13 protein-coding genes are annotated in these 15,034 nt (G+C 61.9%); 1 reads left to right on the top strand and 12 read right to left on the bottom strand.

Going from position 1 to position 15,034, the window contains the following annotated elements; translation table 11 throughout:
* The 11 genes from HFO99_RS14715 to HFO99_RS14665 all read right to left on the bottom strand — a co-directional run bounded on the left by HFO99_RS14715 (window position 1) and on the right by HFO99_RS14665 (window position 11,709).
* On the bottom strand, window positions 1-1,104 hold the full coding sequence (locus HFO99_RS14715) for a MotA/TolQ/ExbB proton channel family protein (RefSeq protein ID WP_222250115.1): 1,104 nt from the start codon (window positions 1,102-1,104) through the stop codon (window positions 1-3).
* Between the two features lie 112 nt (window positions 1,105-1,216).
* Entirely contained in the window at window positions 1,217-2,017 is an 801-nt protein-coding gene (locus HFO99_RS14710; protein ID WP_221951001.1) for an inositol monophosphatase family protein, read from the bottom strand.
* A gap of 197 nt (window positions 2,018-2,214) precedes the next feature.
* Entirely contained in the window at window positions 2,215-3,312 is a 1,098-nt protein-coding gene (locus tag HFO99_RS14705; RefSeq protein ID WP_222334211.1) for a chemotaxis response regulator protein-glutamate methylesterase, read from the bottom strand.
* Window positions 3,313-3,373: 61 nt separating this feature from the next.
* Window positions 3,374-4,228 carry a CheR family methyltransferase gene (locus tag HFO99_RS14700; RefSeq protein ID WP_222361961.1) on the bottom strand — a complete coding sequence of 285 codons (855 nt, stop codon included), beginning with the start codon at window positions 4,226-4,228 and terminating at the stop codon, window positions 3,374-3,376.
* Between the two features lie 27 nt (window positions 4,229-4,255).
* Entirely contained in the window at window positions 4,256-4,738 is a 483-nt protein-coding gene (locus HFO99_RS14695) for a chemotaxis protein CheW (RefSeq protein ID WP_222361959.1), read from the bottom strand.
* Window positions 4,735-6,540: a methyl-accepting chemotaxis protein gene (locus HFO99_RS14690; protein ID WP_222361957.1), complete on the bottom strand. Its 1,806-nt coding sequence runs from the start codon at window positions 6,538-6,540 to the stop codon at window positions 4,735-4,737. Before HFO99_RS14690 ends, HFO99_RS14695 begins: the two co-directional genes overlap by 4 nt.
* Window positions 6,541-6,725: 185 nt before the next feature.
* Window positions 6,726-8,435, bottom strand: a complete 1,710-nt coding sequence (locus tag HFO99_RS14685; RefSeq protein ID WP_222361955.1) for a methyl-accepting chemotaxis protein — start codon at window positions 8,433-8,435, stop codon at window positions 6,726-6,728.
* 31 nt (window positions 8,436-8,466) lie between these two features.
* Entirely contained in the window at window positions 8,467-8,976 is a 510-nt protein-coding gene (locus HFO99_RS14680) for a chemotaxis protein CheW (RefSeq protein ID WP_064249493.1), read from the bottom strand.
* Window positions 8,973-11,018 carry a chemotaxis protein CheA gene (locus tag HFO99_RS14675; RefSeq protein WP_222361954.1) on the bottom strand — a complete coding sequence of 682 codons (2,046 nt, stop codon included), beginning with the start codon at window positions 11,016-11,018 and terminating at the stop codon, window positions 8,973-8,975. The genes HFO99_RS14680 and HFO99_RS14675 overlap by 4 nt, the downstream gene beginning before the upstream one ends.
* Window positions 11,015-11,383 carry a response regulator gene (locus HFO99_RS14670; RefSeq protein WP_222334200.1) on the bottom strand — a complete coding sequence of 123 codons (369 nt, stop codon included), beginning with the start codon at window positions 11,381-11,383 and terminating at the stop codon, window positions 11,015-11,017. The genes HFO99_RS14675 and HFO99_RS14670 overlap by 4 nt, the downstream gene beginning before the upstream one ends.
* Window positions 11,380-11,709 carry an STAS domain-containing protein gene (locus HFO99_RS14665; protein ID WP_222361952.1) on the bottom strand — a complete coding sequence of 110 codons (330 nt, stop codon included), beginning with the start codon at window positions 11,707-11,709 and terminating at the stop codon, window positions 11,380-11,382. The genes HFO99_RS14670 and HFO99_RS14665 overlap by 4 nt, the downstream gene beginning before the upstream one ends.
* 340 nt (window positions 11,710-12,049) lie before the next feature.
* On the opposite strand from HFO99_RS14665, the gene HFO99_RS14660 reads away from it, so the two are divergent.
* Window positions 12,050-13,792, top strand: coding sequence for a chemotaxis protein (locus HFO99_RS14660; protein ID WP_222361950.1), 1,743 nt, complete (start codon window positions 12,050-12,052; stop codon window positions 13,790-13,792).
* Between the two features lie 156 nt (window positions 13,793-13,948).
* Here the strand turns inward: HFO99_RS14660 and HFO99_RS14655 are convergent, their stop codons facing one another.
* Window positions 13,949-15,031, bottom strand: a complete 1,083-nt coding sequence (locus HFO99_RS14655) for a tetratricopeptide repeat protein (RefSeq protein ID WP_222361948.1) — start codon at window positions 15,029-15,031, stop codon at window positions 13,949-13,951.
* Window positions 15,032-15,034 lie beyond the last annotated feature (3 nt).

The following is a 15,034-nucleotide window of genomic DNA, read 5'->3' as shown; positions in this document are numbered from 1 at the left end:
TTACTTGCCCTCGCTCTTTTCCGCATGGCTGGCGCGGTCGCGCAAACGCTCGCCCCGATCGCCTGCACGCTCCTGCACGCCGATGCGTTCGGCGAGCCGGTCGAGCGTGCGGCGCATCGCCTTCGCCTCGTCCTGCTGTGCCTCGATCCAGTCGCGCAGCATCTGCTGTTCGTTGCGCATGTTCTTGACGAGGCCCTGAATACCTTCGGCAAGGCTCGCCATGGCGGCGACGGAACGCTGGCTGCCGGCGCCACCCTCTTCGGCGACCTTGCGCAGATAATCGGAGAGCGCGCGCATGTCGTCCGAGGAAGCACCGGAAACAGCATCGAGAGCCGGGGCAAGATCGGAGCCGACATCCGTGACCGAGGACAGCCAGTTTTCCAGCTCCATGTAGAAGCGGTTTTGCGCGCGGCCTGCCTGCAGGTCGAGGAAGCCGAGAATGAGCGAACCTGAAAGGCCGAGCAGCGAGGAGGAGAAGGCCTGGCCCATGCCCGAAAGCGGCGTGGAAAGCCCTTCCTTCAGCGCCGAGAGCACGTCCCCTGTGCCGTTCGAGCCGGCATCGAGCGACTGGATGACGACGCTGATCGAACCGATCGTGCCGATGAGGCCCCAGAAGGTGCCGAGCAGGCCGAGGAAGACCAAGAGGCCGATCAGGTAGCGTGAAACGTCGCGCGATTCGTCGAGGCGGCTGGCAATCGAGTCGAGGATCGAGCGCAGCGCAGTCGTCGACAGCGACGCCGAGGACTTACGGCTGCCGAGCAGCGCCCGCATTGGCGCAAGCAGCCGCGGATTGCGGTTGACCTTGTCGGCACTGCCGGCGGCGCGGAACGAATTAAACCAGCGCACCTCGGGGCGAAGCGCCAGTACATGATTGAAAACAAGGATGATTCCGACCGCGAGAACGCCAACGATCAGGCCGTTGAGGCCCGGATTGTGCATGAAGGCGGTCTGCGTCTGGCGGAAGAGGATAGCGGCGATAAAACCGACGATGACGAGGAAAAGCAGCATCGTCCAGAGGAAGGGCATGGGGCTCGAAAGCCTGTTGGCATAAATGCCCGCCGTCTTTTCGGTGGAGCCGATCTCCGCCACATTCACATTTTCCATAGGTTACGCAGCCTCCGGATTCCCTGCTGGCGGAGACTAGAACAACATTGTGCCGAATTGAAGTATGCCGGGGCGAAAACCGTGACTTTACAACAGCCAGATTTTCGTTCGGTCACTTGGCGGGAACCGGCCGCTTGACGACTTCGATCAAGGCCTTGTGGATGATCTCGTTGCCGGCGACAATCGTGCCGCTCTCCAGCATCGTCGCGCCACCGTCCCAGTCGGTGGCGAAACCGCCGGCTTCACGGATGAGCAGGATGCCGGCCGCCATGTCCCACGGCGCAAGCTCCGCTTCCCAGAAACCGTCGAACCGCCCGGCCGCGACATAGGCAAGATCGAGGGTCGGCGAACCCAGGCGGCGGATGCCGGCAACTTCGCCCATCACGTGGCGAAGCTCGACCAGGAACTTGCCGTGATTGCGCTTGCCGAGCGCCGGCACACCGCAGCCGATGACGCAATCCGACAACGCCCGGCGCGCAGCGACGCGCAGGCGTCGGTCATTAAGGAAGGCACCGCCACCGCGCTCGGCGGTATAGAGCTCGTCGGCCGCCGGATTGAAGACGACGGCGGCAACGATCTCGCCGTTGCGTTCGAGCGCGATCGAGACAGCGAAGGCCGGGATGCCATGCAAGAAGTTGGTCGTGCCGTCGAGCGGGTCGACGATCCAGCGATGCGCGCCGTCCGTGCCCTTGATCTCTTCGCTTTCCTCGCCGAGGAAGCCATAGGTCGGACGCGCCTTGAGCAGCTCTTCCCTGACGATCTTTTCGGCCTTGCGGTCGGCGGTGGAAACGAAGTCGCCCGGTCCCTTCACGGAGACCTGCAGGTTCTGCACTTCGCCGAAATCACGCCCCAGCGACTTTCCTGCCTTGAGGGCAGCCTGAACCATGACATTGAGAAGAGCTGAACGAGCCATCGGGCATTTTCCTTGGGACTGATACGAGGTGCGCGCTGCCAGGGGCGGGAAGTCTCCCTGAACATGCATGACATGCAGCGCTGCATTGATTGGCGGCCTCAAGACCACAAAATCGCGGAAATTTCAAGGGGAGCCATGCATGGCTGCCCTGCGGTGCCGGAATCCGGCGGCTATGCTCCGTTTCGTCGAAATCGATCTCAGAACTTCTGTTGCGTCATCAGCACTTCGCGAGCGATCTGATCGAGCGGCAGGACACGGCCGACGCCGCCTTTGGCGATCGCCTCCTTCGGCATGCCGAAAACAACGGAACTCGCCTCGTCCTGCGCCACCGTGTAGGCGCCGGCCTGATGCATTTCCAGCATGCCGCGCGCGCCGTCGTCGCCCATGCCGGTCATGATGATGCCCATGGCGTTCGAGCCGGCCGAGCGCGCCGCCGAGCGGAAGAGCACGTCGACCGAAGGCCGGTGGCGCGACACCAGTGGCCCGTTCTTCACACTCACATAGTAGCGCGCACCCTGGCGCTCTAGCAGCATATGTTTGTCACCAGGCGCGATCAGCACATGACCGCGCAGCACCGGATCGCCATCGACGGCTTCCTTGACCTCGACCTCACAGAGCCCGTTCAGCCGCTTGGCGAAGGCTGCGGTGAATTTCTCCGGCATATGCTGGACGATCACCATGCCAGGCGCATTGGCCGGCAGTTCCTCCAGGAACTCGCGCAGTGCTTCGGTGCCGCCGGTGGAGGCGCCGACGCAGACGACCATCTCCGTCGTCTTCGCCATGGCCCGCCCCGTCGGTGGCGGCAGCATCACATCCGCCGTCAGTTTCTTGGCCGGCCCCTCCGCCGAAGCGGAGCGGATAGTTCCGGCGGCGCGGCGGACGTTGGAAAGCCGTGCATGCGAAGCGCTCTTGACGACTTCGCGAATGCGCATCGCGTCGTCGGAAAGGCTGTCGGCGGCGCCGATCTTCGATTTCAGGATAACGTCGACGGCGCCAGCCTCCAGCGCCTGGAGCAGCGTTTCCGAACCCGCCTCCGTCAGCGACGAGCACATCACGACAGGGATCGGCCGCTGCGCCATCAACTTGCGCAGGAAGGTGATGCCATCCATGCGCGGCATCTCCACGTCGAGCGTAATGACATCCGGGATCTCTTCCTGCAGCTTCCGCGCCGCCATGAAGGGGTCGGATGCGACCGCCATGATCTCGATATCGGGATCCTGCTCCAGCACATGGGTCAGCGTCTGGCGGATGCTCGCGGAATCGTCGATGATAAGGACGCGGATTTTCTTAGCCATGAATGCCCCTAATGCATGCCGTCCAGAAGTGCGCAGCGGTTTTGGGATAACGTGATGCGCTTTAGATACGCTGAAACACCGTATTCGAGACCTGTTTCAACGGCAGATCGAAGCCGGTGATCGATTCAGAATGGCCGATGAACATGTAGCCGCCCTTCGCCAGGCAGGCACAGAGGCGGTTGAGAACACCGGCCTGAGTCTGCTTGTCAAAGTAGATTAGCACGTTGCGGCAGAAGATGACGTTCATCAACTCGCCGATCGGGTATTTCTCGTCCATCAGGTTCATCCGGGCAAAGCCCACCTTGCTGCGCAGTTTCGGCGTGATGCGCACCTCCCGCCGATCCGGCTGCTTGGCCGTCAGCACATATTTGCGCTGCAGGTCGCGAGGCACCGGCGCGATCAGATCTTCCGGATAGATGCCCCGGCGCGCCGTCTGCAGCACATCGGTGGAAAGGTCGGTGGCCAGCACGCTGTAGGAGACGTTATTGCGGCTTTCAGCGAATTCCGCCAATACCATCGCCATCGTATAGGGCTCGGCTCCCGTCGAGCAGGCCGAACTCCAGGTGCGGATGATCCGAACGCCGCTGTTGGCGATCGTTGGCAGCGCGACAGTCTGCAGATAGTCGAAATGTTTGGCTTCGCGGAAGAAGTCGGTCTTGTTGGTCGTCACCACGTCGATCAGGTAGACGGTTTCCTGGTCGAGGCCGTCATGATTGAAGAGGAAGTCGCAATAATCGTCGAAGGTCGCATGGTTGGTTGCGCGAAGGCGGCGCCTCAGCCGCCCTTCAAGCATCGTCAGCTTGGTCGACGGCATCTTGATGCCGCTATAATCGTAGATGAACCGGGCAAGCTTATCGAAATTGCGCTTGCTGATCCGGTCGCCCGGCAATTGGGTTTCCACCGCTGCCATGCTCATAGAACGCAGTACTCCGAGTTGATGCGGTCAGGCCGCTGATTGCAGTGCCGAGGCGTCCTCGCGCGACAGCAACCGTGCGAGATCGATGATGACGACGAAGCCGTTTTCACGACGAACGACGCCGGCGATATAGTCCGAGCGCCAACGCACGCCGATATCAGGCGCCGCCTCGATCTGCTCGCGCCGGAATGGCGTGACCTCGAAGACGCGGTCGGCAACGAGGCCAAGGGTCAGGAGCCGGCTTTCCAGCGGCACGTCGAGGACGAGCACGCGCGTGTGCGGCGTCGGCACGGTCTTCGTCATGCCGAGCTTCAAGCGAAGATCGATCGTCGGCACGCCCTGCCCGCGCACGTCGCGCAGACCGAGCAGATAGTCGGGACCATTCGGAATCTTGAAAGCTTCTGCATAGTCGAGGATCTCCCGCACCACCTCAACCGGCACGGCGAAAATCTCCTCGCCGAGGCTGAAGGTCACGAATTGCGCTTCCAGAGATGTCGTGGCCATGATCATGCGCTTTCCTTGAACTCGGCGTCCCCATCATCGGGACCGCCCATGGAGAGATCGAGAGCGAAACCTTTCGCCCGCGCCTGCTGGCCGGCGACGCTATTGGCAGCCGGCTTCTTGGAGATAGGCTTGCGGCCGGCGGGAGCCGCGCTACGCACCGTGACCTTGGCGGCCGGCACGCGATGCTGGCGATGGCTTGCCGTATCGACCTTGAAGAAGGCGATCGAGGCCTGCAGTTCTTCCGCTTGGGTCGCGAGCTCTTCCGAGGTCGCCGACATCTGTTCGGAAGCACCGGCATTCTGTTGCGTCACCTTGTCGAGCTGCTGGATCGCTTCATTGATCTGTGAAGCACCGACATCCTGTTCGCGGCAGGCCGCACTGATCTCGGAGACCAATTCCGCCGTCTTGCGGATATCGGGCACCAGCCGGCCGAGCATGTCGCCGGCTTCCTGAGCGGCCTTGACCGTATCGCCCGACATCGCGCTGATTTCGGCAGCGGCCGACTGACTGCGTTCGGCAAGCTTGCGCACCTCCGAGGCGACGACCGCAAACCCCTTGCCGTGCTCTCCGGCGCGCGCTGCTTCCACAGCGGCGTTGAGCGCCAAGAGATCGGTCTGGCGGGCGATCTCCTGGACGATGCCGATCTTCTGGGCGATCGTGCGCATGGCGTCGACGGCGCGCGTCACCGCTTCACCGCTCATCTCCGCGTCCTTGGCCGACTGGCGGGCGATCTTCTCCGTCTGAGCGGCGTTATCGGCGTTCTGCTTGATGTTGGAGGCCATCTCTTCCATCGAGGCGGACGCCTCTTCGGCTGACGCCGCCTGTTCGGTGGCGCCCTGCGACACCTGCTCGGAGCTCGACGACAGCTCCTGGCTGCCGGCCGAGACATTTTCTGCGGCAGCGGCCGCGTCGGAGACGACGCCGCGCAGGCGCTCGACCATCTGTTCGAGCGCAATGCCCAACGCGTCCTTGTCGGAGAGCGGCTTTGGAGACACCGTCAGGTCGCCGTTTGAGATCTGATTGGCAATCTCCGCAGTGTTGCGAAGATTATCCGTCATCATGTTGATCGTGTTCACGAGATCCTTGATCTCGTCATTGCTCTTGATCTCGATCTTCTGGTTCAGGTCGCCAACGGCAACAGCGCCGGCAACGTTCATGATCTTGCGCAGGCCGCTGTTGATGCCGAGCGCGATCCACAATGCGGCGGCAAAAGCGATGACGGAAGCGCCGATAGCGATGCCAATCAGCAGGTTCCTGGTGGAGCCATAAAGGGTTTCGGTGTCGTCGTCGGCCTGTGCCATCGACTTCTGCTGCTGCGTAACGAGCGACGCAAAGACGTCTTCCAGTTCCGTAACGATGGCGCGAACCTCTCCTGACGACAGGGCATTGGCCGCTGCCCTGTCACCACTTTCCTGGATGGAGGCGACTTTGTGAGAGCCTTCGGTGAAACGTCTGGCCAGTTCGATCAGCCTGTCCCAGGTGGGCTTGCCGTCAGCCGTTGCGAGCAGTTCGCCGGCCGTCGCGAAGCTGAGCATTTCATCCATGCTCTTCGCCGAGTTCTGATAATTCTTCCCGGCCACCTCAGGATCCATTTCCAGGAGGGCATTCTTCTGCCAGCGAATGGCATTGAGCTCCGCAGCTTTTGCTTCCAGGGCGAGTTCCAGGCTTTTTGCAGGACCCGCGACAAGGTTGCCGACAGCATCGTTCAGCGAGCTGAGGCTGATGATCCCATACACCGCGCTGCCCACCAGCAACAAAATGACGAAGCCGAACGCGGCCGCGAGCTTAAGCTTGATCGTGATACGCATCTCAATATCCTTTGTGAGAGCGACGTAATAAGTTTGAACCGGCTATTCCTTGATGCGGCGTCATGCAGCAAAACGTTCCGGCAGGCGACGACATGTTCACGGATCTCCGTGCCGGCACCCACAAGCGCCGGAAGCATGCGTCGCGGGCGCACTGGCTGGCCCGCGACAAGAGCGAACGGGAAGCCCTATGCGCTCTCCCTGAAATCGTCGTCGCTGTCATCTGGACCGCCCATCGACATATCGAGAGCAAAGCCTTTGAGACGCTGCTGCTGAGCCGAAACCGTCTGGCCACGGCCCTGGCTGTGGGCCTGCGGGGCGGGTTTGCGGACAGCGTCCGGGGCCTTGAGCACCTTGGCCGAAGCCTTTGGCTGGGTCTTGTGGGCAGCAGGCCGCGCGCTACTTGCCGTATCGACCTTGAAGAAGGCGATCGAGGTCTGCAGTTCCTCCGCCTGGGAGGCGAGTTCCTCGGAGGTTGCCGACATCTGCTCCGAAGCACCGGCATTCTGTTGCGTCACCTTGTCGAGCTGTTGGATCGCCTCGTTGATCTGCGAGGCGCCGATATCCTGTTCACGGCAGGCCGCACTGATCTCGGAGACCAGTTCCGCCGTCTTGCGGATATCGGGCACCAGCCGGCCGAGCATGTCGCCGGCTTCGGCGGCAGCTTTGACCGTGTCGCTCGACATCGAGCTGATTTCGGCAGCCGCCGACTGGCTGCGTTCGGCAAGCTTGCGTACCTCGGAGGCAACCACCGCAAATCCCTTGCCGTGTTCACCCGCACGAGCGGCTTCAACGGCAGCGTTGAGAGCCAACAGATCGGTCTGGCGGGCGATCTCCTGGACGATACCGATCTTCTGGGCGATCGTGCGCATGGCGTCGACCGCACGCGTCACCGCTTCACCGCTCATCTCCGCGTCCTTGGCCGACTGGCGGGCGATCTTTTCGGTCTGGGCAGCGTTATCGGCGTTCTGCTTGATGTTGGCGGCCATCTGCTCCATCGAGGCAGAAGCCTCCTCGGCCGAAGCGGCCTGTTCGGTTGCGCCCTGCGATACCTGTTCCGAACTCGCCGAAAGTTCCTGGCTGCCGGATGAGACATTGTCGGCGGCCGATAGTGCGTCGGCGACGACGCCGCGCAGGCGTTCGATCATCGTGTTGACGTTACCCAGAAGCTCGCCGATTTCGTCCCGGCTGGTGATGTCGGCCATTTTCGTCAGATCGCCTTCCGACACTTCGCGAACCACGGTGTTGGCCCGGCTGAGGCCCCTGCTGATCGTGCTGGCGATCCAGAAGGCAGTAATGGCCGCAACCAACAGGGCAACGGCTGCCACCACCATCATCATCATGCGTGTGGCCGCATACTGCGCTTCGGCGCTATCGTCGGCAGCCTTCATGCGCTGCTTTTCAAGTGCCAGGATTTCGCCAAGCGTCGAGTCGATATCGTTGGCAGCGGCCCGCGCAGCCGTCACGGAAATGGTATTTGCGCCTTCGGCATTGCCGGCCTTCACATGGTCGCGGATCTGATCGTCAGCCGCATTGAAGGTCTTGGAAAGTTCGGCGATGCGTGCCCAGCGCGCCTTGCCTTCTTCCGTTGCCAGCGCCAGCACCTGGCCGAAGGCATCGTTAAAGTCCTTGCGGGCCTGATTGCCCTTGGCGATCGCAGCCGCCGTTTCGTCGGCAGTCCGGGCGGTGAGCAGGTTCTTCTGCTGGCGGATGGCCTCGAGCTGGGCAATGTTGATTTGCTGGGCGAGGTCGAGACGGGCTGCCGGACCGGCGAGGAGGTTGCCAATCGTGTCGTTCAGCGATCCAAGGCTGACGATGCCGTAGGCAGCGGTGCCCATGAGCATGAGGATGATGAAGGTGAACGCGGTCACCAGTTTTGTCTTGATTGTCAATCGCATCGGTCTAACTCCAACTTGAACTCAGCCGACATCAGCTGGCGGCTCCTGCCGCATTGTGCCTCGATGAAAAAATCGCCTGCAGATTAGGGAGAATGATGAATTCTCCGCCCCTCTTCACCAGACAGTTGATGTAGTCGGCACGCCAGCGCATGCCGATGCTCGGCGGCGCCTCGCTCGCGGACTTTGCAAGTGTCGTCACCTCGTTCACCTTGTCGGTTCTGAGGCCGACGAGCGTCTGCTCGCCCTGCAGATCGATCTCGATGACGATAATGCGGCTGTCGATCGTCGCCTCCGCTGCTTCCATCCCGAAGGCGAGACGCAGATCGGCGAGCGGAATGACCTTGCCGCGAAAATTGATGACGCTGGCGACGAAGGGCTGGCTGCCCGGCACCGCGGTCTCGGGAAGCAGATCCAGGATTTCCTGGACGATGACGGCTTCCAGCGCAAAGGTTTCGCCGTTGAGATCGAAGGTCAGGACCTCGACTTCCTCGGCATAGCTCCAGTGATTGTCGAATCGTTCGGCTGCTGCTGTTGCACTCATCCTGCTACACGCAATTGCGCCTCCTGTTGCTGACTCGCGGCAACCAGGTGCCCGACGTCGAGAATAAGCGCGACGCTGCCGTCGCCGAGAATGGTCGCGCCCGAGAAGGTCGCAACGTTATTGTGCAGTTTCGACATCGACTTGATGACCGTCTGGTGGTCGCCGATGATCTGGTCGACGACGAGACCGACGCGCTCCATGCCTGTGGATATGACGACGACCTTCTGGTGCACGTCGGGCTTGGTGCCGGTGCGGAAGAGATCGCGCAGGCGCAGGAACGGCACCAGGCTGTCGCGCAGCGAGATGAAGCTGCGGCCGCGCGAGCGGAGATCTTCCTCGAGCGACAGTTCGAGGCATTCCTCGACCGCCGAGAGCGGGATGACGTAGCGGCCGGAACCGACGCGTACCAGCAGCCCGTCGATGATGGCGAGCGTCAGCGGGATGCGCAGCGACACTTCCGAACCCTGTCCCGGCACGCTGACGATATCGATCGCGCCGCGGAGCGCTTCGACCGTCTTCTTCACCACGTCCATGCCGACCCCGCGGCCGGACAGGTTGGTGATCGCGGCAGCCGTCGAGAAACCAGGGGCGAAGATCAGCTGCAGCAGCTCGGAGTCGGAAAGCGGCTGGCCGGGCTGGATGAGACCGGAGGATTCCGCCTTGGCGCGAACCCGTTCACGATTGATGCCCCGGCCGTCGTCCTTGATCGAGATGATCACCTCGCCGCCGGCCTGGCGGGCCAAAAGCGTTACCGTGCCGGCTTCGATCTTGCCGGAGGCAAGGCGATCGGCAGGCGTTTCAAGGCCGTGATCGATCGAGTTGCGCACCAGATGCACCAGCGGATCGGCCAGACGCTCGATGACCGTCTTGTCGACTTCGGTGCTCTCGCCCTCCGTCACCAGTTCGATCACCTTGCCGGTCTCGCGGGCGAGATCATGGACGAGGCGGCGGAAACGGGAGAACAGGGTGGCGACCGGCACCATGCGCAACACCATCATCGTGTCGCGCAATTCGCCGGAGAGGCGTTCGATTTCTTCCGAAACGGAGCGTAGCGCGATATCGGTGCTGGCGCTGGCGAGCTGGCTGAGGCGCGATTGCGCGATGACGAGCTCGCCGACGCGATCCATCAACTCGTCGAGACGCTCGGCCGGAACGCGGACATTCTCGGCCGCCTTCGCCTGGCTGACGGCGGCAGGCGCCTCGCGCTTGGCCGGAACCGCCTCGACAGGACGGAATTCCGGGACGGCCGCCGGCGGAACGGGCGCCGCCGATGCCGCGGCGACAGGCGCAGGGGCTGCCTTTTCATCGGCCGGAGCGACGGCTGCCGCTGTCGGCCCGTCGATCTCCTCAACACTGAGTTCCATGTCATCGAGCACGAAGATGAAGACGTCGTCGATCGCCGAACGGTCTTGCTCGCTAGTCAGCGTCACGTCCCAGGAAATATGGAGATCCGTCGGAGTGAGCTCGTCAAGCGCCGGAATGGCCGAGGTATTGGCGCGCACGGTGCATTCGCCGAGATCACGCAGCTCGTCCAGCAGACCGAGCGGGTTGGTGCCGTTGGCCATCGAATTGGCGGGAAGGCTGAAGCGGATGCGCCAGCTGTTCTTCTTCTTCGCCGGTGTCTCGCGCACGGCTGCGGGTGCCGGAACAGCGGCCGGCACCGCTGCCTTGCCGCCGACGGCGGCCTGCAACTGCGCCAGAAGCTTATGCCCAATATCGCCATGATCGGCGTCCGGCTGGTCGACGAGAGCACGCATATGGTCCTGAGCGGCAAGGACGGCGGCGACGAGTTCGCTGGTCGCCGCGACCTCGCCCTTGCGGACGCGGTCGAAGGCTGTTTCGCAATGATGGGTGAAGGCGGCGAGCGCCTCGAAACCAAACATCGCGCCAGAGCCCTTGAGCGTGTGGAGCCCGCGGAACACGGCGTCGACGAGATCCTTGTTGTCGAGCTGGTGAGTGAGGTCGAGAAGACCGGCCTCGATCGCTTCGAGGCATTCGGCAGCCTCCGTGCGGAATACGGCGACGGGATCGAGCGTACTCATCGTCCAAGGACCTTCTTCACGATCTTCACCAGGCTTTCCGGGTCGAACGGCTTGGTCAGCCAGCCCGTCGCGCCGGCGGCCTTGGCGCGCGCCTTGAGATCGGCGTCCGATTCCGTCGTCAGGAAGATGATCGGAACGCCGGCCTGCGCCGGCAGCTTGCGCAGTTCCTCGATCATCGTCAGCCCGTCCATGACAGGCATGTTCAGATCGGTCACGATCAGATCGAAGCTGCTGCCCTTCGCCGTCGCGAGGCCCTCCGCCCCGTTGATCGCCTCGGTGACGCGATAGCCGGCATTGGTCAGCGTGACCTTGGTGGTCAGACGAATGCTGGCGGAATCGTCGACAGTCAGGATATTTGCACTCATAACGTCACCTCTTTATGCAACCAGAACTTTGCGTCTTCGCGATCGAAGGATTCGATGAAACCTGCGCGCTCAAGTACTTTCAGGACAGAGCCGCTGGCCGGCAAAGAGAGCTCGAACGTCTTTCTCTCAATCTTTGCTTGGCGGCGTGAGGATTCGATGAGTTGAATGAAACTCAGATCCGCTTCTGCGCCATCTGGAATGCTGATGATGATTGTATCACGGCTATGAAATTCGTCGTTAAGCTTGGAATATAGTTCGGACATGTTACGAATGCTGAGTACGTTCGGCAAATTTATAGATTCGTAATATTGCTTCTGAGTATCCAATGCAGCCTCCTGGGCCAGAGAAATACTTGATGACCCTAAAAGGACTCTCACGGCAGCGTTAATGCGGGGTAAACAGCGGTTGTAGGAAACTGCCGTATAACGAGTCCGGCGACTCCCAATTCTCATCCGGGATAAGTTGTATTTTTCTCTCAAAATTTAGAAATAAATAAAATAAAAACAATATGTTGAATCATCAAATCGAGCGTTGGGCTTTCACCGACACGCCATCAACATCTTTCGTTAATCACAACGCTTGCGAGTCCGGCGCGTTTACCGGACGTTTCCATCCTGCCCGTAAAAATAGAGTGGAATTGCCTGAATTTTAACAAAAGGTAAAAAAGTGGCACACGCTCTGGTATCGCCGAACGCTGCAGCCTACACATCAGGGCGGGACATCAGCCAGACGCTGGAATCCGCCCGCGGCCAGGTCGAGGAACGTTTCCTCGAAGGCGGCACCGTGCTGCTGTCGGTTATGGATGTCCTCAACCGCTTGCTGAATTCGCTCGAGAGCGTCACCAGGGCGCTCGACAACAAAGAGGCGAGCGACACGGGCGCCGATCTCAGGGCCACGGTGGCGAGCCTGACGGCGCTGCCGATGACCGAGGAAAGCCGCCAGCAGGCGCTCGTCTCGCTGGCGCATACCGGCAGCGAGCTGCGCAAGCATGTCGCTGACATGCAGGAGACGATGCGTTATCTCAGAACCTTCGCGGTGACCGTGAAGATCACCGGTGCCGGCATTGCCGAATTCGCCGGCTTCGCCCAGGAGATTCTGGAGCGTATCTATTCCGGCACCGATGAGGTCAACCGTTTCGCCGCACATCTCGACAGTCTCGATAAGGAGGTCAAGCTCGCCGCCTCCTTTGGTGCCAGCGTTTCCAAGGGTTATGCCGATACCGTTCCGGCCGTCGCCGGGGCCCTGCGTGATGACGCCGCCAAGATCGCCGAACACCGCAAGGATCTCGGGGTCATCGCCCGCGAGGTCGGCGCGATTGCCCGCGCCGTGCAGAGCAAGGTCGCCTCGACGCTGTCTGCCCTGCAGATCGGCGATATCACCCGCCAGCGCATCGAGCATGTACAGGCCACTTTTTCGTTGCTTGAAGATTTCTTTGCTGGCGAGGATGGCGTAAAGCTCGACGCCGGCGCGCGCCGGCGCCTCCAGAACGTCATTCACCATCTGACCGCAGCGCAGATGAGCGACATGTGCGCAAATTTCCAGCGGGATTCTGAAAACGTCGTCAAGACGATCGCGAGTTTCGACCACGACATGCGGGAGATCCTCAAGCTGCGCGATCAGATGAGCGGTGAGAGCGGTGAGGCCGGCGGCAACTTCATGCGCGCGCTGGAATCCAGCGTTTCGGCCGCCCACGAAATCGTCAAGCAGGTCGACACGGCAAGCCGCCAGGCCGACCAAGTGAGCCAGTCGACGATCGGCACGGCCACCAAGCTCTCCGAAGCGATCGGCAACATCCGCGCCGTCAAGACCGACATTCACTATATGGCTTTGAATACCAACCTGCGCTGCAGCCGCCTCGGTGAAGAAGGCAGATCGATCAACGTCGTCACCGCCGAGCTGCGCATCTTCGCCGGCAAGCTCGACGATTCCGCCGACGCCATCGTCAATGGCCTGCCGGCGCTCGAAGCCGCGGCCGGGCGCGTCGCTCCCGCCGCCGATGCCGGAGTCGGCAATCTGGGAGAGAGCCTGACATCGGCCGTCGGCAACATCCGCTCTGCAGCCAACCTGATGGAAAACGAGCTGAAGGTGCTCGCCGAGAATGGTCGCGAGGTCGCCACCAAAATCAGCCTGCTGATCGGCAAGCTCGATTTCCAGCATGACCTCGGCGAAGTCCTTGCCGGCTGCGCCGATCTGCTCGAAGGCGTCGCCGGCACCGATGTCGCCGATATTTCCGATCTCGCCGAGATGATCGCGCCGCTCGACCGCAAGATCTTCAAGCACTATACGATGGTCCAGGAGCGCAACATTCATCGCGATATCATCCCGGCAAGCGAGGGCAATACTCCCGCCCCCGCCGAGGCCGCCAAAGCCGAAAACGATGAAGACCTTTTCGCCGACGCGCTTTTTTAGGTTGGAAGGCTACGGCGCGCCGCGCGTCTCTTCAGACGCGCAAAGGACGCTGTAACACTTTGAACTGACGCATAATTTTGTCCTTAAATCGATCCCGATTTAAGGAATTGCGCAGTGGGCCGTCCGCCTGTCGTCGGCCGGATCGCCAAGCGGCCGCTATCGCCGCCGGAATTTGTTGGCAGCCTCGATCGCCGCCTTCTGCTGATCCTCCTCGATGCCGAGATAGAAATCCTCGAGCGCCGGATCGGCGAGCCCGGCCCGGCGCGACAGCACGTACCACTTCGCCGCCTCGATCGGATCGGGCGCCGTGCCGATGGCATTGATATAGAGATGGGCGAGCTTGTTCTGCGCGGCGACATTGCCGCCATTGGCGGCAAGTTTCAGCCATTCGAAGCCCTTGACGTAATCCTTCGGCCCGCCGACGCCGTTGACCAGCCAGATGCCGAGATCGAGTTGGGCCGTGTCGAAGCCGGCGCGCGCCGCGCGTACCATCCACTCGCGGGCGAGCTTCTTCTTTTCCTCCGGCAGGTCTTTCAGCGTCGCATAGATCTGCGCCACGGCATATTGCGAATCGGCAATGCCCTGTTCGGCCGATTTCTCGTAGAACGGCAGTGCGAGCTTCAGTCCCTTGTCGCCGGGATTGTCGGCAATGAGAAGCTGCGCCCAGTTGAATTCCGCCGAAGGATTGCCGGCCTCGGCCGCCTTGCGCATGTAGTCGTCGGCCTTGACCTTGTCACGCGGCACGCCCTCGCCTTCCATCAGGATCAGCGCATATTTGAACATCGCCGCCGCATCGCCACCTTCTGCCGCCTTGCCGTACCAGAAGGCAGCATTCTTCACGTCCTTCTTGACGCCGAGGCCTTGCGAGAGGATTTCGCCGATCAGCGTCTGCGCCGCCGGATCACCGAGTTGGGCGCGCGGTAGCGCCTTGTCCATTGCCGTCAGGTAATAACCGCGCTGGAAGGCGCCGTAAGCCTCGTCGATCGGCCCCTTGTAATCCTTCTCCGGCGGCAGATCCGGCAGCTTCGCGCCCATGCGATCGAATACGCCGACGCCATCGGAGGGCCCCGCGCCCGAGGCGGAAGGCCGGTCGGTGCGGAAGGTCGAAGCCGGCGCCGTTCCCGGTTGGCTGATGACGCTGTCCGGCGCCTGCGCCAAGACGACATCCGGTCCGGCCGCAACGAGAACAGCCATGCTGGCAAGGAGATATTTCAAAAGGCGGACGGGTGGGATCGGCATGAG

Origin of the sequence: Rhizobium leguminosarum (assembly GCF_019798305.1) — a bacterium.
Taxonomy (GTDB): domain Bacteria; phylum Pseudomonadota; class Alphaproteobacteria; order Rhizobiales; family Rhizobiaceae; genus Rhizobium; species Rhizobium leguminosarum_U.
This window is presented reverse-complemented; position numbering and strand designations above follow the sequence as displayed.